Raw genomic sequence first — 26,278 nt, 5'->3', positions numbered from 1 at the left:
CCGTCGGCCCGCCGTTACCGCTACGGCAGGTTGTTGATCGTGAAGGTGGACGTCGTGTTCTTGATGTCCGTAGCGTTTCCGCTCATCTTCAGGTTGTGGAAGGTGACCTCACCGACCGCGGGGCCCTGCCCGGACTCCGGCATTTCGTTCGCCCAGACACCGAAGCCCGACTTGGCGTCGTAGGCGTCTCCGCTCTTCTTGGCGCCGGTGATCGTGACGTCCGTCAGTACGGTGTCCTTGATCGGGAACTGTGGTTGCCCTCCTACGTAGTTGGTCTGGAACATGATCCCGCTGTAGGTCGGATCGACGATGTCCACGTCATTGATCCGGATGCCCTGGAACACCTTGGACGCCGAGAACAGCCAGATCCCCGGGAAGGTCTGTCCGTTCCAGAAGTGCCCGCCCGCCCGTTCGATCGTGATGTTCTCCAGTGTGGTCGGATCGGTGCCGAAGCCGTTCATGGCGTAGCCGAAGTCCAGCGAGCTGACCGTGATTCCGGAGTAGACCAGGGTGTCCGCGATACGGATGTTGCGGAAGGTGTTGTCATAGCCGCCGTAGACGGCGACTCCCGCCGCTCGCCAGGTCAGGAGCGAGGTCAGATTCTCGAAGACGTTGTTCTTCTCGTCCGCGCCGCCGGCGTCGATCGCAGAGAACAGCGCGAAGCTGTCGTCGCCGGTGGCACGCGACTCGTTGTTGGTGACGTGGTTGTCCGTGCTGCCGTTGGTCATGTTGACGCCGTCGGCGTAGGTGTCACGGATGCGGGAGTTCTTGATGGTGATGCTGTCGGTGTTGGCACCCCAGTAGAGGCACACCGTGTGTTCGTTCCAGATGTTGTCGATGGTGATGTTGGAGACACCTGAGAAGTCGAACACCTTGCCGGGGCCGTCGATCCGAGAGGTGTAGTTGCCGAAGAAGGCGAAGTTCGCGAACGAGGAGCCGTTGGCGGTGGCTTCGGCCCGGAAGCCGGCGTCCGTGTTGTCCTGGGACGACGGGGCGTGGAACCTGGTGAACCAGGGACCCGCGCCGACCACCTTGACGGCCTTGCCGTAGACCTGGAACTTGGCTGATGTCTCGTAGTCGCCGGCCGGCAGGTAGACGCCGACCAGCTTGCCCGTGGTGTCCATCCGGACCTTGTCGAGCGCGTTCTGCACATCCTGCTGGGAGAAGCCGGCCGGCACCGTGTAGGTGGCCGGGTCGGGGTTGGCGACCGCCGTTGCCTGCTCGGTGTCGACGAAGTCGATCGCGTACTTCGAGGTGTTGGCCGCGTCCTTCTGCAGCTTGATCCTGCTGCCCGCCGGGACGGTCCTGCCCAGCAAGAGGTTCGCCTCGTCGTAGATGTGGCGCGGCGCACCGGAGCCCGGGTCGTTGCCGGGGCCGGTCTCCGCACCGTACAGCCATGCGTACTTCGATGTGAGGTCGATCGCCTTGAGGAAGGTGCCGTCGACGTAGACGTCCAGCGTGGAGCTGATGCCTCCGCCACCGGCGGCATCGGGGATGGAGAACCTGGTGACCAGCGTGTCGGTGCTGGCCTTCGTGGTGAACTCGACCGACTCACCGGTGTTGTCGAGAGTCACCGCCTTGCGGCCCGAGGCCTCGCCGGCCAGGTCCCCGACGGTGCGGTTCGGTCCGACGACCTTGGCACCGCCGGCGAGGACGCCGTCCTCCGCTTCGTAGGTGTCGTACGGCATGTCGGCGCCGCGGCCGATGAACAGCGACTGCTCGGTGGTGTTGTTCTCGCGCTTGACCGGGACTTCGTTGGCGTCGTCCGCGATCACACTCTTGATCTTGTAGTTGCCGTTCACGGCGGTCCAGCTGCCCAGATCGACCGGGGGCGTGGTGCCGCCTGCCTTGATCGTGCCGCTGTAGGAGCCGGAGAGCGTCTTGACCGTCGCGCCCTTCGCGTCGGTCAGGGTGAGTGTGACGCCGTGGGCGCCGCTTGCCGAGTCCACGGTGCCCTGGTTCTTGATGGCCACCGAGAACTTCACCGTGTCACCCGCGGACGCCGAACTCGGCGACCAGCTGACAGGAGACGCCACCAGGTCGGAGCTGGCGACCGGCTTGATGACGAGCGGGGTGGAACTGCTGTAGGTGTTGTTCGCCTCGTTCTGCTCGATGACCTTGTTCGCCGGGTCGACCTCGGCGCTCAGGGGATAGCTGCCCGCGTCGTGCGCGCCGATGGATGCGGTGACTGTCTTCGACTCGCCGGCCGCCAGGGCGGGGACCGAAGCGGCGCCCGCCTTGGCGGTCCCGAGGCCGAACGCCAGGTCTGTGGCCGCGGACGCCTGGGTCCCGCTGTTGGAGACGGTGGCCGTGAGGCTCACATTGTCCGATTCGACCGGTGCGGACGGGGTGGAGGTGATCTTGGTGATCTGGAGGTCCGGGTTGGGAGCCGGTACGCCGATCACCTGGAACTCGGCGATCTGTCCGGCCGCGGAACCGGTGTTGGAGGTGATCTTCAGCTGGACATCGGCGACGCGTCCGCTCACCGGGATGGTGACGGTGTTCTGAGACGCAGGGTTGAACGTGTAGTCCTTGCCGGCCGCCAGGCCGGTGAACGACGTGGCACTCTGCTCACGGCCCAGCACCTGGATGTTCTGGGTGCGGGTGGCCCAGGAGCTGTCCGGGCTGAGTTTCAGTACGACCGAGCCGACATCGGCGTTGGCACCGAGCTTCACGGTCAGTGTGTTCGGGTAACTGCCGCCCGTGCCTTCCCAGTAGGTGCTGGTCAGCCCGTCGTTGGCGTTCTCGGCGGCGAAGGTGAACACGGTCGACGAGGCGCTGATGGGCTTCGACTGGGCCAGGTTGGACCCGGGGCCCGTGGTTCCGGGGCGGGTGACGGTGTTGCTGTTGCCTGACACGTTCCCTGCCGCGTCCTTGGCCCGTACGTAGTAGGAGACCGTGGTGTCGGCGGGCCGGTTGTCGGTGTACGTGGTGATGTCACCGGCAACGGACGTGAGCAGGCTGCCGTTGGCGTAGATGTCGTAGCCGGTGACCTTCACATCGTCCGTGGACGCGCCCCAGGTCAGTTTGATGTCACCGCCCGAAGGCTGGGTGAAGGCAAGGTTGGCCGGGGCCGTGGGCGCCTGGGTGTCACCCGTGGCGCCCTTGCGGGTCACGGTGTTGCTGTTCCCCGACTGGTTGCCGGCGGCGTCATGGGCGCGCACGTAGTACGCGACGGTGCTGCTGCCCGGCTGGCTGTCCGTGTAGGTGGTCACATCGCCCGCGACAGTGGAGCGCAGCTCGCCGTTGGCGTAGACGTCGTAACCCGTGACACCCACGGCGTCCGTCGACGCCTTCCATGTGAGCTTGATCTGACCGGTAGCCGGCTCGGTGTAGGCGAGGTCCTGGGGGGTGGAGGGCGGTGTGACATCGCCGGACGTCGGGCCGTACACCTCGAGCTCGGACAACTGCCCGGCCTGCTGCACGGTGTTGGCGGTGATCAGCACCCGTACATACCGGGTCGTGGTGGCGTCGAAGGAGATCGTCGCCGTCTGGTTGTCAGCGCTGTTGAAGGTGTAGTCCTTGGAGGCGCTGAGGTCGGTGAAGTCGGTGTTGTTGGTGCTGCCCTGGATCTTGAGCGTCTGGGCACGGGCCCCCCAGCCGTCCGGCAGCCGCAGCACGACCTGGTTCACCCGCACGGATGAGCCGAGGTCGGCCTGGATCCACTGCGGAAGGGCGTTGTTCTTGCTCTCCCAGTAGGTGGCCTGGTTGCCGTCGTTCGCATGGTCGGCGGTGTAGACGTCGGTGGAGCTGCTCGCCGTCAGCGTCCTGCCGAGCGCCAGATTGCCCGAGCCCGCCGAGGCGCCCGCCGCGTGCACCTGGAGCTCGGAGAGCTGGGCCTTGGGCCAGCCGGTGTTGGCGGTGATGTTGATCCGGACATATCTGCTCTGGGTGGCGGGGAAGTCGATCGTCACCGTGTTGCCGTTGCCGGGACTGAAGGTGTACGAGGCGGAGCCGGCCAGGGTGCTGTAGCCGGTGCCGTCCGCGCTGCCCTGCACCGAGAGGGTCTGACTGCGGGTCTCCCAGCCGGCCGGAAGCTTCAGCACCACCTGGTCGACCCGGGCTGTGGAGCCGAGGTCGGCCTCGGCCCACTGCGGGAAGGTGCCGCTCGAACTCTCCCAGTAGGTGGACGGGTTGCTGTCGGTTATGTTCCCGACGCCGTACTCCGAACTGGAGCTGCTCGCTCGGGCGGGCTTGCCCGCCGCGATGTCGGGCCCGCCGGCCGCCGATGCGGACAGCACGGGCAGACCCAGCAGCAACAGGGTGGTCGCGAAGGCGGCTGTCAACGCCCGCCATCTACCCCGGTGTCTTCTCATAAGGTATCCCCACACTCTCGAAGTTCTCATTCTTGCGTTCAATTGTTGGAGAATTGCAGAGAGTTGTAGGCAGGTCTACAGGTGTGACAGAGAAAATCGGTGAGTCCATGTCAAACCTCGGGCCCCGCAGGGTCGTTGGTGGACACGGGCGATGTCGACGTAGGGATCACTCTCGGAGCGCCCTGGACACGACATGCGCAGGATCGTCGCCATGCAAGATGTACACAGAGATGCGCAATAAGAAACACAAGAACCGCAATTTTGCGGTTCCCGGGACGGGCTGAGGAAAGCCCGGGCCCTCCTACTGCAGCGCGTGCACCGCGGCCGCGAAGACGGACGGCATGCGCGATGCGGCGGGCACGACGAGCCCCGCCGTGCGACGGCTGCCGGCGGCCATCAGCAGCGCTCCGGTCAACAGTCGGTGACGCCGGGTCAGCCTGTTCCACTCGCTCTCGTAGTCCTCCGGGCGGCCCGCGGCCAGAGCGTGCACTGCCGCGTGTGCCGTGGCCAGCGCGAGGGCGATGCCCTCGCCGGTGAGCGCGTCGACATAGCCGGCCGCGTCACCCACGAGAAGTACCCGCCCGGCCACCCGGCACCGTACCCGCTGGCGCAGTGGGCCGGCGCCGCGCACCGGACCGGCCTGCGCACCGCGCAGCGCCGCCGCGAGGGCCGGGAAGCCGGCCAGGTGCCCGTCGTATCCGCGTCGTTCACGACTGAGGATCGCGACACCGACCAACTGGTCGCCCACCGGCGTCACATAGGCCTCGCCGTACCGCGACCAGTGGACCTCCACGAAGTCGGACCATGGTGCGCAGCGGTAGTGCCGGCGCAGACCGAACCGGCCGGGAGTCCTCCCTGGCAGACCGAGGCCGAGGGTGCGCCGCAGTGGTGAGTGCAGCCCGTCGGCGGCGATCAGCCAGCGGGCCGTGAGACCGGCCGCCGTGACGGAGCCGGTGCTCTGATGCACCGTTCCCACCTTGCCGTCGATCACCCGCACGCCCAGGTCGCGGGCGCGCCGGTGAAGGGCGGCATGCAGTACCGTCCGCCGCACGCCGAGGCCCGTGCCGTCTCGGAACCTGGCCTCCGCGCGGTGATCGCGGTCCAGATAGCGGATACCGTGCAGCTCGCGTCCCTGGGGCCCGACACCCAGCGCCCGCAGGGCGGCGACGCCCGCGGGCATCACCCCCTCCCCGCATGCCTTGTCCACCGGGGCGGCCCTGGGTTCGACCACGACGGCCTCCAGGCCGGCGAGCGTGGCCTCGATGGCCGTGGCGAGCCCCGCGGGTCCGCCACCCGCCACCAGAACGTCGATCACGCCGTGACGTCCCTGCTGCCGTCGAAGGGCGGCGCGGACGCGGCGGTCAGCGCCGCGTTCTCGCAGCGGATACGGACTGTCAGCAGCGCCGCGTTGAGCACCGTGAAAGCGACCGCTGTCATCCAGGCGGTGTGCACCATCGGGAGGGCGATCCCCTCGGCGACCACAGCGACGTAGTTGGGATGCCGCAGCCACCGGTAGGGGCCGCCGTCCACCAGGGGCAGCCCCGGGACCACGATCACCCGGGTGTTCCAGCGCGGCCCCAGAGTGGTGATGCACCACCAGCGCAGCGCCTGGGCGGCCAGCAACGCGCAGGCCATCGGCCACCCCAGCGCCGGCAGGAAGGGCCGGTCGCCGAACTGGACCTCGACCACGCAGGCGGCCAGCAGGCCGGTGTGCAGAGCGACCATCGGTGGATAGTGGCCCTGGCCGGCGACCGTCGCTCCGCACGCCATGCTCCAGCGCTCATTGCGCCGGGCGACGACGAGTTCGGCGATGCGCTCGGCCGCGACGGCAACCACCAGCAGCACGTACCAGATCATGCGGTCCTCCGACCTACCAGCGCAGCAGCACCAGTTCGCAGCAGAAGCCGGGGCCCATGGCAAGCAGCAGCCCCGGGGCGCCCGGCGGCGGGCGACGATCGGCCAGCGTGTCGCCCAGCACATGGAGCACCGATGACGAGGACAGATTGCCCACATTCGCCAGATGGCGCCAGGTGATGTCGAGAGCGCCTTCGGGCAGTTCGAGCGCGTCCTGGACCGCCTCGAGCACCTTGGGGCCTCCGGGATGGCATACCCAGGCTGCCACATCCTTGGTCTTCAGACCGTGCTCGCCGAGGAACGCCTCGACGTCCGAGGCGAGATGACGGCGGACCACATCCGGGACGGATGGGTCGAGAACCACCCGGAATCCCGAACTCCCGATGTCCCAGCCCATGACGTGTTCGGTGTCCGGATAGAGCCGGCTGCGGGTGTCCACGATCACCGGTCCCGGAGCACCGCGCTTCGCGGACTCGTGGTCCGCGCCGCACAGTACGACGGCCGCGGCGCCGTCCCCGAAGAGTCCGGTGGCGACCAGATTGGCCATGGAGGCGTCGTTGCGCTGGAAGGTGAGGGAACAGAGTTCGACCGACAGCAGCACCGCCACCTGGTCGGGCCTCCCGAGCAGATAGTCGTGCACCCTGGCCAGTCCCGCTGCGCCGCCGGCACAGCCCAGACCGAAGAGCGGCAGCCGTTTGACGTCGGAGCGCAGCCCGAGGCGTCCGGCGAGCCGTGCGTCGATCGAGGGGGCGGCGATGCCGGTGACCGAGGTGAAGACCAGCAGGTCCACGTCGGCCGGCGAGAGCCCCGCCGTGCGCAGCGCGCCGCGCACGGCCTTGGCGCCCAGCTCGGTGGCGCCCGCGATGAACGCGTCGTTGGCGGCGCCGAACCCGTCGAGCTGCTCGTACTGCGCTATGGGCAGGGTCATATGACGTGACTTCACCTTCGCGCTCCGGTGAAGCCGGTCCAGAACCCGGCGGTCGGTACCGGCGGGCAGGCAGGTTCGGGCCACCATGTCGGTGATCTCGCTCTGGGTGTGGCGATGCGGCGCGAGGGCACCGTGGACGGCTGCGATCCGGGTCATCTGCTTTCCCGCCTCTGGGATGGCTTGCCCTGCATTCCAGCACCCCTGCCCCCGGTGAGCGCCCCGACACCCTGAACGGGCTGCCTGCCGCAGCCGTCGATACGCCCGAGCGAGCCCGTCCGGGCCCCGGACGCGGCGCGGACCCTCCGTGCCGGGTCCTGCGCCTACCATCGCCTGGTGGGAACTCCCGAGCAGTCAGTGGACGGTGAGCCGGCCGCGCGCTGGAGCCGTGCGGTGGCCGGGCTGGCCGGCTCGTGCCACCCCGGGCCCGTCGTCGCGGTCACGGTTCTGATGACCGCGCTCGCCGTGACCGCGGGACAGAGCGCCCCGCGGTGTGCGCTGACCGGCGCCGCAGTGCTCGCGGGCCAGCTGTCCGTCGGCTGGTGCAATGACGCCGTCGACGCCCGCCGGGACACCGCGGCCGGCCGCCGGGGCAAGCCGGTCGTCGAGGGCGCGGTCGGAGTGCCGACCGTGTGGACCGCCGCGTTCGTGGCGCTGGCGCTGTGTGTGCCGCTCTCGCTGGGCTGCGGCCTGTGGGCGGGCGCAGTCCATCTGACCGGTGTCGCCTGGGCCTGGGCGTACGACCTCCGGCTCAAGGCGACTCTCTGGTCCTGGCTGCCCTATGTGCTGGGCTTCGCCTGCCTGCCGGCGTTCGTGGCTCTGGGGCTGCCGGGTGCGCCCGTACCGGCCTGGTGGATCGTCACCACGGGCGCGCTGCTGGGGGCGGGCGCCCACCTGGGTGATGCCCTGCCGGACATCCGCGACGATCTGCGAGCCGGGGTACGCGGCCTGCCGCACCGTCTGGGCCCCCGCGGCGCCCGGTTGTTGCTGCCGGTGCCGCTGGTGTCCGCGACGGCGGTGCTGGTGCTCGGGCCCGCAGGGCCGCCCGGCACCGGTGGCCTGCCTGCCCTGGCGCTGGCTGCGGTGATCGCGCTTGCGGGGACGGTCGCGGGCCGGCACAGGGAGCGTCTGGCGTTCGCCGCCGCGGTCGCGGTGGCCGTGGTGGACGTGGCCCTGCTGCTGTCGAGCGGCACCAGGATCTCCTGAGCCGGGCGGGAGCGCGGGCGCAGCGTCCGGTGGCCGCCTCGCCCACCGGGTCCGGTCCGCGCGTCGCGCGGACCGTCAGCGCCGCATCCGGCGGCGCAGCAGCCAGAACGAGCCGGCCAGGGAAGCGAGCAGAACGCCGACCGTCGCGATGCCGGCCGGTGAGGTGAGCCGGCCGTCCGCGGTGCGGTGTGCCGAACGCACGGCGGGCGGGGCCTTCGCCGGCCGCGGGGCTTCGACAGGACGGTGACGCAGCGCCGCCGGGCGCACATCGGCGGGCCGCAGGGCCCCCACCGGCTGCACGTTGTCGTCCGCGGCGAAGCCCCAGTCGAGAAGGGAACGGGCCTCCTCGTACACAGAGCCCGCGGTGGGGTTCATCACCGTCACGATCAGCGTCCGCTTCCCGCGGTGGGCGGCGGCGATCAGAGTGTTGCCCGCCTCTGTGGTGTATCCGTTCTTCACCCCGATGAGGCCCGGGTAGGGCCGGACGTCGGGGGTGCCCGTCAGGAGACGGTTGGTGTTCTGGATCTCGAACGACGCCCCGGCCCTGCCGGACTGGTCGAGACCGCCGGGAAAGGTCGCGGAGCGCGTCGAGCAGTACCGGGCGAACGCCGGATCGGCCAGGCCCGCCCGGCCGAAGAGAGCGAGATCGTAGGCGGAGGAGTACTGGCCCGGAGTGTCGTAGCCGTCCGTGGACATGACGTGGGTGTCGACGGCCCCCAGCCGGGCGGCCTGCTGCCGCATATCGGTGATGGTCTTCCGCACGCCCCCGTTCATGGCGGCCAGTACATGAACCGCGTCGCCCCCCGACCGGAGGAAGACGCCGCGCCACAGGTCCGCCACCCGGTAGGCGCGGTCCTCCTCGACACCGACCCGGCTGCTCCCTTCGCCGACGGCCTTCAGCTCGGCAGGTGACACGGTGTGCACCTGCTCGGCGGACAGGCGGGGCAGCACGGCGAGCGCGAAGAGTGTCTTGAGTGTGCTGGCCGGTGCCAGATGCCGGTGTGGCTCGTGGGATGCCAGGACATCGCCCGTGGTGGCATCGGCGACCACCCAGGACAACGCCGACAGCCGTGCGGGCAGAGCGGGCACGCGGTCGTCGTGCTGCGTCCGCCCGCTCGGCCGGTGCGTCGCGTGGGCCGGCGCCGGGGAGGCGGCGCTGGGAGCGACGGAGGCGACGCCCGCGGTCAGCACCACGGCTCCCGCGCAGAGGCTTCGTACCAGTGGACTGATGATCATTCGATTACGTTAAGAAGCCCCGGCACTGCCCGCATCTCGGGCGACGCCCCGGGAAGCCGTCCGGGAGGGCCGCGCCGTGGCCAGGGGCACCACCGCCGGCCGGGCTCGTCCGGCGTTGTGCGGGCGGTTCGGCGCAAACCGCCTACTCGTTCGGGTGACCGGGCTCGCGAGGCGATCACTACCGGCCTAGCCTGCCCAGCGAGGGGGTTCATTTATTGCTAAGTGACAGCAAATGTCGGAATTCCTTGCTGGAGGTACACCCATGCGTTGGACGAGTATCGGCTCCGCCGCCCTGTTGAGCGTCGCCGCTATATCGCTGTCCGCACCGGCTGCCACCGCGGGCGACGACGGTGACATCACCTCCTTCGGCTTCACCGCGTCACCGGCCTCCGTGGCTCCCGGCGACTCGGTCACCCTCACGGTCACCGGCTGTGAAGCCCCAAGTGCCACCGCCACTTCGGGTGTCTTCGACACCGTCACTCTGAAGAAGGGCCAGCCGGCGACGGCTGTGGTCGACCCGGAGACCAAGCCCGGTGCGCAGTACGACGTCACCTTCGACTGCGACGGCGAGACGGGTACGACGCCGCTGACGGTCGCCGGCGGCCCGGTCGACAAGGGCGACACAGCAGTCGGGGGCGACACGGGCGGCCGGGACGAGCCGGGCGGCACGGGCGGCCGGGACGAGCCGGGCGGCACGGGCGGCTGGGACGAGCCGGGCGGCACGAACGACCGGCACGACACGGGAGACAAGACCAAGGGGCACACCAAGCCGGACAAGGGAGTCAAGGCCGGTTTCGGCGGCTCCGTCTCCGGTACGAACCCGGCCGAACTCGTGGCCGGCGGCGCACTCATCGCCGGGGCCCTCGGTGGAGTACTCCATCTGCGCCGCCGGTCCGCCCGGGACCGGACCTGACCCGTCCGCGCCGGTCACGGCCGCGCGGAGCGGAGTGCGATGACCCCCGACAGTGACCGCGCCAGGAAACGATCCCATTGGGGTGTCGTCGCGCTCGTCCTGCTCACCGGCGTGGCGCTGGTGCGCAACGGCACCGAGGGATCGGCTCCGCCGCAGCCGGACGCGGCTTCGTCGGCGGGGAGGTCCCCTGCGGTCTCGGCGGCCGCCCGGCCGGGAGCGCTGCCTGCCGCGGGTGTGCGCCGTGTGCTCATCCCCGCCATCCACGTCGACGCGCCGGTCGCCGTGGTGGGCAGGGACAAGGACGGCTGGATCGAGGCGCCACCTCCGCAGAACAGGAACCTGGCGGGGTGGTACCGGGGCGCCGTGTCGCCGGGGGAGCGCGGCACCGCGATCGTCGTCGGGCATGTGGACAACCAGTCGGGCCCCGCGGTGTTCTTCGCTCTTGGCGCCCTGCGCACGGGTGCGCACATCGACGTGCTGCGGACGGACGGCCGCCGGGCCGTGTTCGACGTCTACGGCATCAGCACATTCACGAAGAAGAACTTCCCCGCCGGCCGGGTGTACGGCGGCACCGGCCGGCCGGAACTCCGGGTCATCACCTGTGGTGGTGCCTATTCGACATCGACCGGGTACGACGGGAACGTCGTCGTCTTCGCACGGCTGTCCTCGGTGAGGTGAAGGACCGCGCTCAGATGCCGGCCAGGGCCCGTCTGGCGATCGCCGCTGCGGAGTACCCGTAGAACCGCAATCGGTCCGGGTGCACCAGGTCCCAGCCCGGTTCGGGTTCGCTCTCGCCCCAGGCCACCACCCATTTACGCCGGGCCTCCATGACCCGGACGTCGGGGAAGCCGGTCCAGCCCGTGAGCGCGTCACAGATCGCCAGGGCGATGCGGCAGTCACTGCCGGCGACCAGACAACCGCCGCGGCGGGCACCGCCGACCGGGACGGCCAGCAGAGGAATACGGAAGACGCTGACGGCCACGGCGCCGTTCAGAAGACCGTTGTCAGCGAGCGTATCGGCGTAGGCGGCGTAGTCATGAGCCTCAGATGCCGGCCGCAACGTGATCCGCAGTGGCCGGACGCCGGGGTGCGCACTGCTCACGAACCGTCATCTCCCGGGTCGGCCGACGCCTTCGGTGCGCCCTGAGTCATCCGGCGCCCCTCACGCCGGCCATCGCTCTCACACCACCGAACGAAGCGTGGCCCATACGGTGCGCCCCGGCCCGCCGCCCGTGCCCGGCGCCGATGACCTGACACCCCAGGACTCGGTGAGGGTGTCGACAAGCAGCAGTCCGCGGCCGCCCTCCGACTCGACGCCGGGGGTGAGTTTCCTCGGCCGGCGCTTCGCCGCTCCCTCGTCCTGGACCTCGACGTGCACGAGGCTGCCGGTGCTGCGCACCTGGCACACGACGGCCCGGCTGGCGGTGTGACGCACCGCATTGGTGACCAGTTCGGACACGACGAGCACGGTGAGGTCACAGATCTCCCCGGCGAATCCCCACAGATGAAGCCGGTCGCGGGTACGCCGCCTGGCGTCGGCGACAGAGCCCAGGCACCCCGGGAGCGTGAACACGTGTCTGCGTTCGGTGCGTCGCCCGTGCGTGTTCAATCGGCCCGATGTTAACGGGAGTTGGCCCTGGCTGTTGACATCCGCTCGGTGAGTCACGCGTTCACTATGCTCGTTGACGTAGTCAAGTCGCAACCGCCAACCTGATAATTTCAGAATGCTTCGCACTCATCTATTTGTGCCCTCAACCACCCGGCACACTGCGGCTGGTGACGAGCAGTCAGGAGAAAGTACGTGAGCGAAGCGAAATCGGGCACCGCGCCGACCGTTCTGCGTATCGTCCTGAGCAAGAGGCTCGGAGCGCTGCGCAAGAGGGCCGGAGTGACGTTCGACGCGGCTGCCGAAGCCATCGATGTCACACCGGTGACCATCAGGCGCATGGAGAAGGCCGAAGTCGGTCTCAAGATTCCCTACGTCCGTCAGCTCCTCGGCCTCTACGACGTACCGGCCGGAGAGATCGAGGAGTTCATTGAGCTGGCGCGGACGGCGAACCGGCCCGGCTGGTGGCACGACTACCGAGACGCCCTGCCCGACTGGTTCAGCGTCTACGTCAGCCTCGAGGACGAAGCCACCCTCATCCGCACCTACGAACCCCACTATGTGCCGGGCCTCCTGCAGACCGAGGAGTACGCGCGGGCCGTGCTCAGAGCCGGCCTGGGCCGAGGTGCCGACGGTGAGCTCGAGCGGCGGGTCGCTCTCCGGCTCAAACGGCAGGAACTGCTGGAGAAGCCGGGGGCGCCGGCTCTGTGGGCCCTGGTGGAGGAGGCGGTGCTCTGCCGGCCGGTGGGCGGCCGCGAGGTGATGCGAGGTCAGATCGAGAGACTGTTCCAGGCCTCGACGATGACCAACGTGACGCTGCAGCTGCTTCCCTTCGAAGTCGGGCCGCACATAGGGGCGTTCGGGCCATTCAGCCTCTTCCGCTTCCCCATGCCCGAACTGCCCGACATCGTCTACACGGAATCGATCAGCGGTGCTTCTTATCAGGATCAGCGCCCCTACGTCGCCGCGCACCTCGAGGCGCTGGACCGGTTGTCCACCCAGGCGAAGACCGTGGAAGAAACCCGCAAGATCCTGGAAGACGCACGCAAGGACCGCATATGACCTCCCTGCACAACGGCATATCCGCTTCTTCCCTCGGCGCAGAGGGCTGGGAAAAACCCTGGAGCGGCACGAACGGCGGCAACTGCGTGGAAGCCAAACGGCTTCCGGGCGGTCTGATCGCACTCCGCCAGTCCACCGATCCGTCGGGGGCCGCGCTGATCTACACCCGCGAGGAGCTTGCCGCCTTCATCGCCGGTGCCAAGGCCGGCCAGGCGGACTATCTGCTCGACGCCTGAACCGGCCCGCCCCCCACACACACACACCGCAGGAAGACAGGAGACCTGGCATGGCCGACCTCGGTCCGACCGCCGACCCGATCGACACCACCAAACCGCACGGCGCCCGCATGTACGACTACTACCTCGACGGCAAGGACCACTACGAGGTCGACCAGGAAGCCGCGGCGCAGGTGGAAACCATCTTCCCCACGGCCAGAATCTGCGCCAAGACCAACCGGCAGTTCATGCACCGGGCGACCCGCTGGATCGCCGCACACACCGATGTCCGGCAGTTCCTCGACATCGGCACCGGCATCCCCACCCAGCCGAACCTGCACCAGATCGCACAGCAGAACCACCCGGAGTCCAGGATCGTCTACGTCGACAACGATCCTGTGGTGCTGCGGCACGCGCAGGCCCTGATGCGCAGCAGTCCCGAGGGCCGCACGGCGTACATCCAGGCCGATGTGCGGGAGCCGGACAGCATCACATCGGCCGACCTGCTGCACCGGACGCTCGACCTGAGCCGGCCGGTCGCCCTGTCCCTCAACGCGCTTCTGCACTTCGTGCCCGACACGTACCGGCCGTACGACATCGTGGAGCACCTGGTCGGCACCCTTGCCCCGGGCAGCTATCTGATTCTTTCCCACTGCACACCGGACTTCGACCCGGAGCCCTGGGAGAAGATCCTGGAGGTGTACCGGTCCGGCGGGATCGAAACCCAGGTGCGAACCAGGAAGGAAGTACTCCGCTTCTTCGAGGGCCTTGCCTTCGTCGACCCCGGTCTGGTGTCCCCGCTCCACTGGCGCCCCGACGGTGATCCTCTTCCCGGGGCCACCGACGCGTCTGTCTCCTTCTACGCGGGTGTGGCGCTCAAACGGTGACCCGCTCGGACGGGGCAGCTCCGAGATCGGTGGGACGGCGGTCCGCTCCGGAGACGGCGCGCCGGATCCCGCGCAGAGAGGGTCTACGCCCTTCGTGCCCGGCAGTTCCGCGTCGGCGGCGAATCGTCCGGCGGCCGACGGCAGAAGGCGGCCCGCCGCCGGGCGGCGCCTTCCGTGGCCCCCGCCGACGGGCACCCCGGCCCGCGCGGGACCCGCGTCGGCCGGGGCTCGTGGCTCATCGGCCGTCCGTCATCCCTTGCTGGACCCGAGGGACAGGCCCGCGATGAACTGCTTCTGCAGCAGGATGTAGACGATCAGGGTGGGAACGGCGGCGATCATGGCCGCCGCGGCGATGAGGTTCTGGTTGCTGACGAACTGACCCTGGAGGTTTGCCAGCGCCGATGTGACGGGGCGCTTGTCCCCGGATGACATCAAGGTGATGGCCCAGAAGAAGTCGTTGTAGATCCAGGTGGTCAGCAAGGTGGCCAGAGCCGCCAGAGCCGGACGGCACAGCGGCACGGTGAGCTTCCAGAAGCGGGTCCACAGACTCGCTCCGTCGACCATGGCCGCCTCGTACATCTCCTCGGGGATCGACTTCATGTAGTTGCTCAGCACAAAGACGCAGAAGCCGAGCTGGAAGGCCACGTTGATGACGATCAGGCCGGTGATCGAGTTGTACATCAGCCCGCTTCCGCCGAGGAAGGACGGCAGCGGGATCTTCAGGAAGATGCGGTACAGCGGGGTGATGATCACCTGCTGGGGGAGCAGGTTGCCGGCCGTGAAGAGGATCAGCAGCGTGACGTTGATCTTGACGTTGACCCGGGTGAGAACGAAGGCCACACCGGATGCCAGTGCCAGCACGATGATCACCGATGGAAGGGTGATCATCACGGAGTTGAGGAAGAAGTGGAGCATGTCCGACTGGACCCAGGCGTCGCTGAAGTTCTGCAGCGTCAGGTGGTGCGGCAGCGAGACATAGCCGTACTTCGTCGTGTCCTCGTACGGCCGGATCGCGACATACAGCGCGAACGCGATGGGCAGCAGCCACATGACCGAGGCGCTGATCAGGAAGAGCTGGGAGGCGATCTGCCCCCAGGGCCGCGACTTCTTGGGGCCCTGGGCGGCCGGCTGCGCCTGAAGCGGGGGCAGGGTGTCGGTGGTCATCGCGATTCCTCACGGCGGAACGTCTGGTACAGGAAGATGGTGATCGGCACCAGAGAGATCACCAGCAGCACCACACCCAGGGCGGAGCCGAATCCGACACGCTGGGTCTCGCCGACGATGTTCGATGTGACCAGTACCGAGAGCAGCTCCAGGCCGTTGATTCCCTTGTTGGTGATGTACACGAGGTCGAAGGCGCGCAGCGACTCGATGACGGTGACGACCATGATGACGATGTTGATCGGCCGCATCACGGGGAAGACCACCCGCCAGAAGGTCTGCCAGGCGTTGGCGCCGTCCACCAGGGCAGCCTCGCGGAGCGTGGGGTCGACCGCCTTGAGGCCGGCCAGATACAGCACCATCACGTAACCGGACTGCCGCCAGGTGGCCTCGACCAGCACCGCCCACAGGTTGATGTGCGGGTCGCCGAGCCAGTCGATGGCGTTGGTACTGCCGTTGCGTCCGATGACGGTGTTGATCAGCCCGAGGTTCTGCGAGTACATGAACTCCCAGATGATGCCGACGAGCGCCAGGGAGAGCATGACCGGGAGGAAGAGAATGCTCTGGTACATCCGGCTGCCCTTGATGCCGCGGTCGATGAGCACCGCGAACAGCATGCCGAGCGGCGTGGCGATGAAGACGAAGACGCCGAGCCAGATGAGGTTGTGCCAGACAGCCGGCCAGAAAGCGGGGTAGTTCGAGGCCGCCTGATGGAAGTTCTGCACCCCGTCCATACAGCCGTTGTTCAGGATCGACGGGAGATTCGGCTGACACGTCTTGGTGCTCAGACTCCCGACGCCGTTCCACTTGAAGAACGACAGCGCCACGGTGCCCAGAGCCGGAACCCAGACGAAGGCGATGTCGATCAGCAGCGGAATGCCGAGGAGCAGAGCGACCGCGATGCGGTCCCGTCGGGACATTCTGCGCACGCCCCGGCGGCGACGGCGGGCCGGGGCCTCAGCCACGGCCGGCGCCACCGGGGCGTGTGTGCGAGTGCTGGAACTCATCAGCTGTAGATCGCCTTTGCCTGCGATTCGGCGCTCTTCTGGAGTTTGGCGATGTTGCCCGTGCTGGGGTCCCCGATGAACTTCTGGATGACGGAGATCATGGCGGTGGCCATCGCGGGATCGGCGTCGCGGTCCATGAACTGGCCCACGGCCTTGCACTTGGCGATCTCGGCGACCGACTTCTTCTGGATGGCGTTGTAGGTGGGCACCTTCAGACCGGTGGCCAGACCGACGTCCCACTGGTCGGTCTTGAGGTAGGTGGCCTCCGCCGCGCCGCTGCCGATGTACTCGAGGACATCCTTGGCCGCGGTGCTGTTCTTGGCCTTCTTGCTGAGCATGAACCCGTCGGTCGGCGCGTCCATGTAGTCCTGGCCGTACGCCGGGTTTATCGCGGGGAAGGTGAAGAAGTCCAGGTCGTCGAGGTTCGCCTTGTCCGTGACGTACTGGGCGGCGACCTGGTTGGTGCCCTGGAACATCATCCCGGCCTTCTTGGCCTCCAGGGTCTTCGCCGCGTCCTGCCAGATGCGTCCGTTGGCGCCGGGCTGCATGTACGGCATGAGCTCGGCCCAGTGCTCGAACACCGTGGTCACGCCCTTGTCGGTCCACGGGATCTCATGCTTCATCAGCTTCGTGTGGTAGTCGAAGCCGTTGATGCGCATGTTGAGGATGTCGAACGTCCCCAGGGCCGGCCAGCCGTCCTTGTCGGCGAAGGCGATCGGGACGATACCGTCGCCCTTCATCTTCTTGGCCAGGGCGATGTACTCGTCCCAGGTGGTCGGCACCTTGTAGCCCTTGGCGGCGAAGTGGCTCTTGTTGTAGTGGACCACCCACGGGTAGTTGTACAGCGGAACCAGGTACTGGTGGCCGTCCAGGCCGGTGGAGAGCTTCTTGGCTGCAGGACCGAAGTTGCTGCCTATCTTGTCCCAGACGTCGTCGAGCGGCTGGGCCAGGCCCTGCGCGGCGAAGTACTGCATGCGGTAGCCGGCGAACCAGGCGAAGAGGTCGTCCGGTGTGCCCTGCAGATAGCTGGTGATGTTCTCCTGGAAGGAGTTGTGGTCGACCGTGTTGATCTTGATCTTCGACTTGGTCGACTTCGTCGCCGCGGTACACAGCGCGGCGAAGGCGGTCTTGGCGGCGGGGTCCGAGTAGTTCGAGCCGAAGGTGATCGGTCCGCCCTTCTTGCCCCCGCCGCCGGAACTGCTGGTGGACGAGGAGCTGTCACAGGCAGTCAGGAGGCCACCGGAGACGACCGCCAGGCCGGCAGCACCGGCGATACCCCTCAGCACGTTCCTGCGAGTCGGTGAAGTCCCGACGTCCTGGCTGGTACCCGGCGAATCGACGTCCGACATGGTGCCTCCGTGTGTGTGTGGGCGTTCTAGAGGACGAGAGGTGGAGCGACAACGGAGCGGAAGTTCCTGGAGGGCCCTGTAGCGACAATCGGTTTCCAACAGAAGTCACCAAGATGAAACGTAACTCGACCGCTGGGGTAGTTCTACGCCACATGGTTGGGGGCGTCAACGCTTCACAGAGGATGCGTTGCCGGACCGTGATGTCCGTCCGGTGCGACGGTTGACGGCATGTTGTCCCCTTCGTCCCGGGCAGTGGCCGTGAGCAGCGGCTCCGGTTGATTCGGTAAGTCCACGGGTGCCGGGACAGGGACGGACTTGTTGCCACAATGAGCACCAACTCGTGTGCCTGCAGGGGCGGCTGAGGCCGACGGTTTCCGGCCGTCACCGGTTGCCCTTCGTATGCCGTCCGGACCGGTCCGGACGCCGGCTCCGGAGTGGGGAAGCCGTCGGAGCGTTGGAGTCTGTTTACTTTCGGGAATCGGTGGCCGACCCCGCCCCGCGGCGCCCGGCCTCGACGCCGGGTGTTCCTCCGGCCCGAGCGGCAGGACGCCGGCCGGCCCCCAGGGTCAGGCGGTGCGGGTGTCCGCGAGGGTCAGCTCGCCGACGGTGTCCGTGAGCAGGGTGCATGCCTCGGCGGGCAGCCGGTCGTCCGTGATGAACCAGTTGATGTCGGCGAGCGGGCAGAATCCGCTGAGGCCGACGACGCCCCACTTGGTGTGATCGGCGACCACCGCGATCCGGCGGGCAGCGGTGACCAGCGCACGATTGGTCTGGGCCTCGGCGAGGTTGGGGCTGGTCAGCCCCGCTGTCTCGGAGGCGCCGTGCGTGCCGAGTATCAGCAGGTCCACATGGAGCGAACCGATGGCCAGGTCGGCCAGCGGACCCACGAGCGCCGCGGACGGTGTGGGCGACCCACCGGTGAGAAGGAGCGTCGCGGCTGACCCGCCCTCCCGGCCGGCGGATCTGAAGGCCTCGGCGACCGGCAGTGAATTGGTGACCACGGTCAGATCCGGGACGTCGACCAGCCGGATGGCCACCGCGTGAGCCGTGGTTCCGGCGCCGATCGCCAGCACGCTGCCGGGTTCGACCCGCGCCGCGGCGGCATCGGCGATCGCGGCCTTGGCGAGTGCCTCACGTGTGGACTTGGCCTCGAAACCCGGTTCGTGGAGGCTCGTGCTGGCGGTCACCGCCCCGCCGTGCACCTTCTCCAGGAACCCCACACTCGACAGCGCGTCCAGGTCGCGCCGGATGGTCATGTCCGACACGCCGAGCTGCCCGACGAGCTGCGTGACCCGGACGGCGCCGTCCCGGCGGACCGACTCCAGAATCAGCGCCCGACGCTGGTGAGCGAGCAGGTTTCCCCGATCCGCCATTGCCTCTACTCCCTGTCGGCCGGGCGCTGTTGGCCAACGCTGCTGGTCGGGCGCTGAGGGGCCGGCGCCGTGGTCTGCCACGGCACTGGCTGACCACCACAACGTCCCGCACTATAGAACAGAAGCGATCACAGAAGAACACTCGAGAAGCGCTCACTGTCAGCACAGGACGGGGACGCCGGGGCGGTGAATCGTGAGCGGCTTCGACGCTGCCCGGCTCGGGCTGCTCCAGAGCGATGGTGTCGACGGCGAAGCGAAGGGCGTTTTCTCGTCGCGGCGCATCTCGGCCGTGTGTCCTGTGGCGCTTGTCAGGCCGAGGGCGGAGTAGTCGTCGCCGAGGGCGCTGTGCAGGCGCTGTCCCATCGGGAGCCCGGTGAGGTGCCCGTTGAAGGAGACCGGCGTCTTCTGGATGTGCGCGTCGTGGACCGCCAGCACGACGGGAGTCCCGGGTTCGAGGTGCTCCAGCTGCCACAGGGCCGATCCGGCCATGTAGATGGCGCGGGCCGCGGTGTCGTCGGTCAGGCCGATCGCCAACCGCCGAATGCGCAGCTCGCGCGGTGGCCGGCCACCGAAGTTCGACAAGACCGACTCCTCGGAGCGCCATGCCGTGGAATGCGGGATCAATCGCCTGAACACCACCGCGCCGTGGCCACAAGATACGACAAGCTCGCCGTCCGCTATGAGGCAACCGTGCTGGTCGCAGACATCAACGAGTGGCTGTGACCAGCAGGTTCGAGGGAAGTTTCAGCTGTCTCGGCCCTGCCATGTGGTGACGCAGACTTCGTTCCCCTCCAGGTCGGCGAGCACCCAGAAGGCGGGGGCACGGGTCGCGGACAGAAGCCGGCCCCCAACCGCCAGTGCGGTCTCGATCCGCCGGGGTGCCTCGTCGTGCGGAACACAGATGTCGAAGTGGATGCGATTGCGCTGCGGGCGCGCCCGGTCCATCTGCTGGAACCAGACGGCCGGGCCCTGCCCGACCGGGTCGACGAGCGGATCCTCCGGTCCCCCGGCGCCCGCCTCATCCGTATAGCCCAGCACTGCCTTCCAGAACGGCCGAATCCCGGCGATGTCCAGTGCATCAATGGCGATCTCCAGAAGCTGGACGGACCGCGGTGCCGCCGTTCCGATCTCGGGTTCTGTCAGAAACCCGGACTCGTCGGCGGTGGCGGAGATCCGACGCGCGAGTTCGACATCCTGGGCGGTAACCGCTGCGCGGTCCAACGACTGCAGAGTGAAGACGGCCCGATCGGGTCGGACATCGACCCGAAGGTGCCGGTCGGCGTCGTCGCCGCACACCGCGACAGCGTCCGCTGCCAAGCCGATCGCCTGAGCCAACGACCCGACCGGGACCGACGTTCGCAAAACGCCCAGCAAGAAGCGCCACCCGTAGTCCTGGACCGCCTCCGACGCTTCCTGCCGACTCAACATCTGCTCCATGGCCCCATCCTTGCAGTCCCCACTGCCAGCCCCGCCTCCCAGTACTTCTGAAGCAGGTCCTGGGTGGGCTGTCTCGTGAGGTTGGTGCCGCTAGGCGGAACCGGTGGTGCCGGTCGACCGAGCCTGCTGATAGAGCGCCACCAACGCGCCGTGCACGGGCTGGTCCTCTGCATTTTCTTCGGCGTCGTCGATCAGTTTGGCGAGGGCCTCGCCGAGTTCTCTTGCCTTCGCAGGGCTGAGACGCAGGTGGCGCAGTGTCAGGTGCGTCTCGGCGGGAGAGCGGTCCAGCTCCTTGGCGACCGCGGCGAGCATCGCGGCGGTGCCTGCCGCTTGGGGCTCGGCGACGACCATGTGGCGGGCCGTGCGCTGGTAGTACTGCTCGGTGCCGCCACGGACCTGGCGAGTCTCGGCGACGTGGACCAGCCCGGCTTCGCGGAGCACTTTGAGGTGGTGGGCCACGTTGCCCTTCTTCGCGTCGAGCTGCGCCGCAAGCCGGCTGATGGTGGCAGGCTGGTGGCCCAGGGCGAAGAGCAACCGCTGACGCAACGGGTGGGCGAGCGCGGCGAACTGCTCAGGCGCGCCGATCTCCAGAACGTCCTCAGGAGGTAGCGAGTGGGAAGGCTGATCACGCATACCGAAAGTGTCTAATCTCATTGACGCTTTCGCAAGGGCAGTGTTCTACTCCCTGCCATGACGACTCTGACGAAGCTTCAGCCTGCCCCTGTCATCGACGAGACAGCCCGGCTGCTGACCGAGCACTACGTTTTCCCCGAGATAGCCGAGCGGCTCGCCGGCCTGCTACAACGACGCCTCGCCGAGGGCGCCTATGACGTCGACGGCGCCGAGGAGCTCGCCCGTCTGGTCACCGCGGACCTGCAGTCCGTCAACGACGACAGACACCTGAGACTGAAGCATCACGTCGACCCGGTGTCCCCGAAGCAGGGGGCGGCCACCCTGGACTCCATGCGCCGGGACTTCGACACCTCGCTGGGCGGAGCGCCCCGGGTGGAGTTGCTCGGCGGAGGGGTCGCCGTGGTGGAGCTGGCACCGATGCTGTTTCCGCTGGAGTGGGCCGCCGAACCGCTGAGCGCCGCGCTCACCCTGGCCTCCCGCGCCCAGGCGCTGATCGTGGACCTTCGCGCCAACCGGGGTGGCGACCCGGACGCGGTCGCCTTCGTCTGCAGTTATCTGTTGGACGAGCGCACTCACCTCAACACCATGTACTGGCGCGGCGGCGAGCGCAGTGAGCAGTCCTGGAGCCAGCCGCACGTTCCCGGCGCGTGCTTTGGTGGCAGCAAGCCGTTGTATGTGTTGTCCAGTGACAGCACCTTCTCGGCCGCTGAGGAGCTGGCCTACGACCTGCAGCAGCTCGGCCGAGCCGTTCTCGTCGGCGAGCGCACTCGCGGTGGCGCACATCCGTGCAAGGGCTGGACCGTGCACCCACACCTGGAAGCGACCGTTCCCATTGGCCGCGCCATCAACCCCGTCTCCGGCGCGAACTGGGAGGGCACCGGTGTGCAGCCGGACGTGCCTTGCGCTGCTACTGAGGCCCTCGACCAGGCGCACGCACTGGCGCTCGCCCGACTGGCTGGCTGACGCAGTCCAGCTCATGCAGCGGGGAGCAGCTGCTCGCGGTCGCCGCTACAGCCAGTCCCGCTTCTTGAAGATGAAGTACAGGCTCACGCAGACCAGTGCCATCAGGCCGATCGCGAACGGGTAGCCGAACGTCCAGTTCAGCTCCGGCATGCTCTCGAAGTTCATCCCGTAGATCGTTCCCACCAGCGTGGGCGCGAACAGAATGGCCGCCCACGACGAGATCTTCTTGATCTCCTCGTTCTGCTCGAACCCCGCCTCGGCCAGCGCCCGCATCTCCGCGTTCTGCTGCTGGGTCACCAGGGTCGCGTTGACCGTCAGAATGTCGGTCAGCGCCTGCCGGAAGCCGTCCACCCGCTCACTGGTGTGGGTCACGTGGTCCGCGACGTCACGGAGGTAGCGCTGCAGCTCCTCGTGCGTTCCGTACTTGGCGAAGCCGGCCATCAGGGCGTGCAGCATGCCCACCAGGGGGCGGGTCGCGCGCTGGAACTCGACCATTTCGCGGGAGAGTTCGTAGATGCGGCGGGAAACCGCGGGGTCGCCGCCGAAGACCTCGGTCTCGATCTCGTCGATGTCGGTCTGCACGCCTGTCACCACGGGGGCGTACCCGTCGACCACTGCGTCGAGGATGGCGTACAGCGCCGCCTCCGGCCCCAGCGCCAGCAGGTCCGGGGTCTCCTCCATCCGCCGGCGCACCGCGGACAGGTCGGGGGCCGCGCCGTGCCTGACGGTGATCAGGAAGTCGCCGCCGATGAAGACGTGCAGTTCACCGAAGTCGACTTCCTCGGGCGCGTCGAGATAGCGCGCGGCGCGCAGGACGACGAACAGGGTGTCGCCGTACCGCTCCAGTTTCGGCCGCTGATGTGCTTCCAGCGCGTCCTCGACGGCCAGCGGGTGCAGATCGAACTCCGCGGCCAGCGAAAGGATCTCTCCCTCGCTGGGGCGGTGCAGGCCGATCCACGCCATGCCGTCGGGATGCTCACGCAGCTGCCTGAAGGTCTCAGCGAGCGAGTCGGGGGTGGAGACACGGCGGCCTTCGCGGTAGAGCGCAGCCTGGACGACGCTGGCGCTGTCCAGCTGGACGGGCGCCGCTGCGGCCGGGGCGGCAGGCGTCTCGGCGGGCGGCTCCGTCGCCGCGGGCTGGGCAGAGCGGCGCCAGGAGTGCTTTCTGGCGTTCCGGTTCCTCGGCGACAGCGGCATCCGGACAACTCACCTCGCGCTTCGTTCCTGCCCCGGCTATGACTCGGTGCAGGATATACGGCCCAAATGGCACAGTGTGGCCGACCGGTTGCCGGTATGAGGACGGAAGGTGTCCGCAAGCCCGGGTAGCGTTCCCGCATGGCTTCGATCAGTATCCGCGCACTCAACCGCGCCACCCTGGACCGCCAGTTCCTGCTGCGCCGGGTCGCGTTGCCCGCCGCGGACGCCGTTGCCCGTCTGCTCGGTCTCCAGGCACAGAACACCAGGCCGCCGTACTTCCAGCTCTGGTCCCGGCTGGAGAATTTCGACCCGGGCGAGCTGTCGGACCTGCTGGAGACGCGGGAAGCCGTGCGGATCGTGACCATGCGGTCCACCATCCACCTGCACACCGCCGATGACGCGCTCACCCTCCGGCCGCTGGTGCAGGCAGCACGGGAACGTGAACTCAGGGCATTCCGCAACGGTCTCGCCGGCGTCGACCTGGACCGCCTGGCGGAGATCTCGCGCGGACTGGTCGAGGAGCGGCCCCGCACGATGAAGGAGCTCCGCGAGTGTCTGCTGAAGGAGTGGCCCGACGCCGATCCCCTCGCCCTTTCCGTGGCGGCCCGGTGCAGGCTCCCGCTGGTGCAGGTCACTCCGCGCGGGCTCTGGGGGAGAAGCGGCCAGGTCGCACTCACCACCGTCGAGCAGTGGCTCGGCCGCAGGCCCGAGCCGGTCCCCGCGCCGGATGCGACCGTGTTGCGCTATCTGCGGGCCTTCGGCCCCGCATCGGTGAAGGACATGCAGATGTGGGCGGGGCTGACCCGGCTGACTGAGGTGTTCGAACGGCTGCGGCCCGGGCTCGTCACGTTCCGGGACGCGACCGGCGCCGAGCTCTTCGACCTGCCCGACGCACCGCGCCCCGACGAGGACACCCCCGCGCCGCCGCGCTTCCTGCCCGAGTTCGACAACGTGCTGCTTGCCCACGCCGACCGCACCCGGGTGATCCCCGCCGAATACCGGGGCCGCAACGGAAAGGGCAATCAGGCCTTCGGCAGTTTCCTGCTCGACGGTTTCCTGGCCGGCATCTGGCGGACGAAGGAATACCGGGGGACGCTCACCCTGCAGATCGACCCGTTCACCGGGCCGAGCCGGGCCGACCGTCGGGGCCTGGAGCTGGAGGGCGAACGGATGCTGGCCGCGATGAGCGGCGCCACGGCGTACGACATCCGCTTCGGCGCCTTCGCCGAGTGAGAGCGCGCGGGCGGGGACGGAATCCGGGACACGAGGGGAAAGGGGGGCTCAGTCCGCCTGTCCCGTTGCCGCCACCGTCACCCCGAGCCCGATCATTGCGAAGCCACCGGCCCCGCCGATCAGCGAGAGCCGCCGCTCCGAACGGGCGAACCAGGACCGGGCCGCCGATGCCGTCAGTCCCCACAACGTGTCGGTGACCAGACCGATGGAGATCGGCACCAGGCCCAGCAGCAGCATCTGCCCGGGCAGACGGCCTGCCGCATGATCCACGAACTGCGGCAGTACGGCCGCGAAGAAGACGATGCCCTTCGGGTTGGTGACGCCGACCAGGATCCCGTCGAGGACGGTGCGGGTGTCCCCGCGGGCCGGACGCTCCGCGGCCGCCGGTTCGCCGAGCCTCATCTCCTTGCGGTGCCGGAACGCCTGCACCCCCAGCACCATCAGATACGCCGCGCCGGCCAGTTTGACGGCGGTGAACACCGCGGCGGACCGCTCGACAAGGGAGCCGACGCCCAGCGCCACGACCACCACCAGGACGTACGAGCCGAGAACGTTGCCGAGCACCGTCGCGAGGGCGGTGCGCCTGCCGTGCGCCAGCGCCCGGCCGATGACGAACAGCACGCTGGGCCCTGGGATCGCGATCACCAGGAGAGACACCGCCGAGAAGGCGAGAATACGATCGGTCGACACCATGCCGGGCACCCCCTGGGCCTCATTCAAACAGCCGGTTAGGGTCTTCGGCATGGAGTTGCGCCAGCTCACCTACTTCGTGACGGTCGCCGAGGAACTGCACTTCGGGCGGGCCGCCGAGCGTCTGCACATCGTGCAGTCCGCGGTGAGCCAGCAGATCCGGCGCCTGGAGCGGGAGCTGGGCGCCGAGCTCTTCGACCGCTCGCCCCGGCATGTACGCCTCACCGGTGCGGGGGAGCGGCTGCTGCCGGAGGCGCGCGACGTGCTCGCTGCCGCGGACCGGGCGCGTGCGGCGGTCGCCCCGCCCGCGAAGTTGCTGCGGCTGGGGACGAGCAACGGCCTCGGTGCTCATCTGGACCGGGTGCTTGCCGCCTTCGCGGACCTCGCGCCGGACACCGTGGTGGAGCTGAGGTCCGGGCCGACCGCGGAGCGCCTGGAGCAGGTCGCCGAAGGACGACTGGACGCTTCCTTCGTGCGCTCGCCGCAACCCGCGAAGGACGTACGGCTGTTCGGGCTCTGGGAGGACCCGCTGGTCGCGGTGGTCCCGGCCGGCCATCCACTCGCCGCAAAACCGGACGTGGCACTGGCGGACCTCGCCCCGCTGCGGCTGAAACTCACCGCCCGCCGTAACAACCCGGCCCTGGTCGACCTCGTGGTCGACGCCTGCCACGAGGCCGGGTTCGAACCGGTGCCCGCGCCGGTCGGCGGCTCTCTGCAGAACACCCTCGCCTCCATCGGTGCGGGAGCCGCCCCGATGTGGACGGTGGTGTACGCGGCCCACGCCCGGCAACTGCTCAGCCCGCGGGTGGCCTTCCTCCCGTTCCGGGAACGCCCGCTCTTCCTGACCACGTCGCTCGCGGTGCGCCGGAAGACCCCGCCACCGATGCTCGATCTGCTCCTCCAGGCGTGCGGCGCCGCTGCGACCGGCAGTCATCACGAGAACTGATCGCTGCGGCCGCGATCTGCTTCTTGGCCGGGCACTGTGGATCGGATGGACTGGGGTCATGCCGGTGAG

The 26,278-nt window shown here is 68.6% G+C and carries 25 protein-coding genes; 9 read left to right on the top strand and 16 right to left on the bottom strand.

Annotated features, from left to right (window positions below; genetic code table 11):
• Nucleotides 1-20 precede the first annotated feature (20 nt).
• The 4 genes from OHS16_RS05230 to OHS16_RS05215 form a co-directional block, all read right to left on the bottom strand.
• Entirely contained in the window at nt 21-4,316 is a 4,296-nt protein-coding gene (locus OHS16_RS05230) for a discoidin domain-containing protein (RefSeq protein ID WP_328535982.1), read from the bottom strand.
• A gap of 301 nt (nt 4,317-4,617) precedes the next feature.
• Entirely contained in the window at nt 4,618-5,631 is a 1,014-nt protein-coding gene (locus OHS16_RS05225; RefSeq protein WP_328535981.1) for an NAD(P)/FAD-dependent oxidoreductase, read from the bottom strand.
• A complete protein-coding gene (locus OHS16_RS05220; protein WP_328535980.1) occupies nt 5,628-6,173 on the bottom strand; it encodes an isoprenylcysteine carboxyl methyltransferase family protein in 546 nt (181 codons plus the stop codon). Before OHS16_RS05220 ends, OHS16_RS05225 begins: the two co-directional genes overlap by 4 nt.
• 13 nt (nt 6,174-6,186) lie before the next feature.
• A complete protein-coding gene (locus tag OHS16_RS05215; RefSeq protein ID WP_328535979.1) occupies nt 6,187-7,254 on the bottom strand; it encodes a type III polyketide synthase in 1,068 nt (355 codons plus the stop codon).
• Between the two features lie 177 nt (nt 7,255-7,431).
• Between OHS16_RS05215 and OHS16_RS05210 the strand changes: the two genes are divergently transcribed.
• Nucleotides 7,432-8,301 carry a UbiA family prenyltransferase gene (locus tag OHS16_RS05210; protein ID WP_328535978.1) on the top strand — a complete coding sequence of 290 codons (870 nt, stop codon included), beginning with the start codon at nt 7,432-7,434 and terminating at the stop codon, nt 8,299-8,301.
• Between the two features lie 75 nt (nt 8,302-8,376).
• Here OHS16_RS05210 and OHS16_RS05205 read toward each other — a convergent pair whose 3' ends face one another.
• Nucleotides 8,377-9,537, bottom strand: a complete 1,161-nt coding sequence (locus tag OHS16_RS05205) for a D-alanyl-D-alanine carboxypeptidase family protein (RefSeq protein WP_328535977.1) — start codon at nt 9,535-9,537, stop codon at nt 8,377-8,379.
• 262 nt (nt 9,538-9,799) lie between these two features.
• Here OHS16_RS05205 and OHS16_RS05200 point away from each other — a divergent pair, with 262 nt between their 5' ends.
• Nucleotides 9,800-10,450, top strand: coding sequence for a hypothetical protein (locus OHS16_RS05200; protein ID WP_328535976.1), 651 nt, complete (start codon nt 9,800-9,802; stop codon nt 10,448-10,450).
• A gap of 39 nt (nt 10,451-10,489) precedes the next feature.
• Complete coding sequence (locus OHS16_RS05195; protein ID WP_328535975.1) at nt 10,490-11,128, top strand: class F sortase; 639 nt, start codon at nt 10,490-10,492, stop codon at nt 11,126-11,128.
• A 10-nt stretch (nt 11,129-11,138) separates the two neighbouring features.
• On the opposite strand, the gene OHS16_RS05190 is transcribed toward OHS16_RS05195, so the two are convergent.
• A complete protein-coding gene (locus OHS16_RS05190) occupies nt 11,139-11,552 on the bottom strand; it encodes a DUF6302 family protein (RefSeq protein WP_328535974.1) in 414 nt (137 codons plus the stop codon).
• Nucleotides 11,553-11,630: 78 nt separating this feature from the next.
• On the bottom strand, nt 11,631-12,059 hold the full coding sequence (locus tag OHS16_RS05185; protein WP_328535973.1) for an ATP-binding protein: 429 nt from the start codon (nt 12,057-12,059) through the stop codon (nt 11,631-11,633).
• A gap of 192 nt (nt 12,060-12,251) precedes the next feature.
• Here OHS16_RS05185 and OHS16_RS05180 point away from each other — a divergent pair, with 192 nt between their 5' ends.
• Genes OHS16_RS05180 through OHS16_RS05170 form a run of 3 tightly spaced genes read left to right on the top strand, consistent with a single transcriptional unit; the run spans nt 12,252 to nt 14,220 of the window.
• Nucleotides 12,252-13,118: a helix-turn-helix domain-containing protein gene (locus tag OHS16_RS05180; RefSeq protein WP_328535972.1), complete on the top strand. Its 867-nt coding sequence runs from the start codon at nt 12,252-12,254 to the stop codon at nt 13,116-13,118.
• Nucleotides 13,115-13,354, top strand: coding sequence for a DUF397 domain-containing protein (locus OHS16_RS05175; protein ID WP_328535971.1), 240 nt, complete (start codon nt 13,115-13,117; stop codon nt 13,352-13,354). The genes OHS16_RS05180 and OHS16_RS05175 overlap by 4 nt, the downstream gene beginning before the upstream one ends.
• Nucleotides 13,355-13,404: 50 nt before the next feature.
• A complete protein-coding gene (locus tag OHS16_RS05170; RefSeq protein ID WP_328535970.1) occupies nt 13,405-14,220 on the top strand; it encodes an SAM-dependent methyltransferase in 816 nt (271 codons plus the stop codon).
• Nucleotides 14,221-14,469: 249 nt separating this feature from the next.
• Here OHS16_RS05170 and OHS16_RS05165 read toward each other — a convergent pair whose 3' ends face one another.
• The 7 genes from OHS16_RS05165 to OHS16_RS05135 all read right to left on the bottom strand — a co-directional run bounded on the left by OHS16_RS05165 (nt 14,470) and on the right by OHS16_RS05135 (nt 21,180).
• Entirely contained in the window at nt 14,470-15,384 is a 915-nt protein-coding gene (locus OHS16_RS05165) for a carbohydrate ABC transporter permease (protein ID WP_328535969.1), read from the bottom strand.
• Nucleotides 15,381-16,388, bottom strand: a complete 1,008-nt coding sequence (locus tag OHS16_RS05160) for a carbohydrate ABC transporter permease (RefSeq protein ID WP_328535968.1) — start codon at nt 16,386-16,388, stop codon at nt 15,381-15,383. The genes OHS16_RS05165 and OHS16_RS05160 overlap by 4 nt, the downstream gene beginning before the upstream one ends.
• Nucleotides 16,388-17,674, bottom strand: coding sequence for an ABC transporter substrate-binding protein (locus OHS16_RS05155; protein ID WP_443042743.1), 1,287 nt, complete (start codon nt 17,672-17,674; stop codon nt 16,388-16,390). The genes OHS16_RS05160 and OHS16_RS05155 overlap by 1 nt, the downstream gene beginning before the upstream one ends.
• Before the next feature lie 629 nt (nt 17,675-18,303).
• Nucleotides 18,304-19,110 carry a DeoR/GlpR family DNA-binding transcription regulator gene (locus OHS16_RS05150; RefSeq protein WP_328535966.1) on the bottom strand — a complete coding sequence of 269 codons (807 nt, stop codon included), beginning with the start codon at nt 19,108-19,110 and terminating at the stop codon, nt 18,304-18,306.
• A 159-nt stretch (nt 19,111-19,269) separates the two neighbouring features.
• Nucleotides 19,270-19,692, bottom strand: a complete 423-nt coding sequence (locus tag OHS16_RS05145; protein WP_328535965.1) for an erythromycin esterase family protein — start codon at nt 19,690-19,692, stop codon at nt 19,270-19,272.
• Between the two features lie 162 nt (nt 19,693-19,854).
• The gene (locus OHS16_RS05140; protein ID WP_328535964.1) at nt 19,855-20,547 is read right to left on the bottom strand and encodes a VOC family protein; all 693 of its coding nucleotides are present in this window, start codon (nt 20,545-20,547) and stop codon (nt 19,855-19,857) included.
• Between the two features lie 90 nt (nt 20,548-20,637).
• On the bottom strand, nt 20,638-21,180 hold the full coding sequence (locus OHS16_RS05135) for an ArsR/SmtB family transcription factor (RefSeq protein ID WP_328535963.1): 543 nt from the start codon (nt 21,178-21,180) through the stop codon (nt 20,638-20,640).
• A gap of 57 nt (nt 21,181-21,237) precedes the next feature.
• Between OHS16_RS05135 and OHS16_RS05130 the strand changes: the two genes are divergently transcribed.
• The gene (locus tag OHS16_RS05130; protein ID WP_328535962.1) at nt 21,238-22,143 is read left to right on the top strand and encodes a S41 family peptidase; all 906 of its coding nucleotides are present in this window, start codon (nt 21,238-21,240) and stop codon (nt 22,141-22,143) included.
• A 45-nt stretch (nt 22,144-22,188) separates the two neighbouring features.
• On the opposite strand, the gene OHS16_RS05125 is transcribed toward OHS16_RS05130, so the two are convergent.
• Nucleotides 22,189-23,340: a magnesium and cobalt transport protein CorA gene (locus tag OHS16_RS05125; protein ID WP_328535961.1), complete on the bottom strand. Its 1,152-nt coding sequence runs from the start codon at nt 23,338-23,340 to the stop codon at nt 22,189-22,191.
• Nucleotides 23,341-23,478: 138 nt separating this feature from the next.
• Between OHS16_RS05125 and OHS16_RS05120 the strand changes: the two genes are divergently transcribed.
• Entirely contained in the window at nt 23,479-24,573 is a 1,095-nt protein-coding gene (locus OHS16_RS05120; protein ID WP_328535960.1) for a winged helix DNA-binding domain-containing protein, read from the top strand.
• A gap of 48 nt (nt 24,574-24,621) precedes the next feature.
• Here OHS16_RS05120 and OHS16_RS05115 read toward each other — a convergent pair whose 3' ends face one another.
• Nucleotides 24,622-25,266 carry a LysE family translocator gene (locus tag OHS16_RS05115; RefSeq protein WP_328535959.1) on the bottom strand — a complete coding sequence of 215 codons (645 nt, stop codon included), beginning with the start codon at nt 25,264-25,266 and terminating at the stop codon, nt 24,622-24,624.
• Nucleotides 25,267-25,315: 49 nt separating this feature from the next.
• Here OHS16_RS05115 and OHS16_RS05110 point away from each other — a divergent pair, with 49 nt between their 5' ends.
• A complete protein-coding gene (locus OHS16_RS05110) occupies nt 25,316-26,209 on the top strand; it encodes a LysR family transcriptional regulator (RefSeq protein WP_328535958.1) in 894 nt (297 codons plus the stop codon).
• Nucleotides 26,210-26,278 lie beyond the last annotated feature (69 nt).

This window comes from Streptomyces sp. NBC_00344, from assembly GCF_036088315.1.
GTDB lineage: Bacteria > Actinomycetota > Actinomycetes > Streptomycetales > Streptomycetaceae > Streptomyces.
This window is presented reverse-complemented; position numbering and strand designations above follow the sequence as displayed.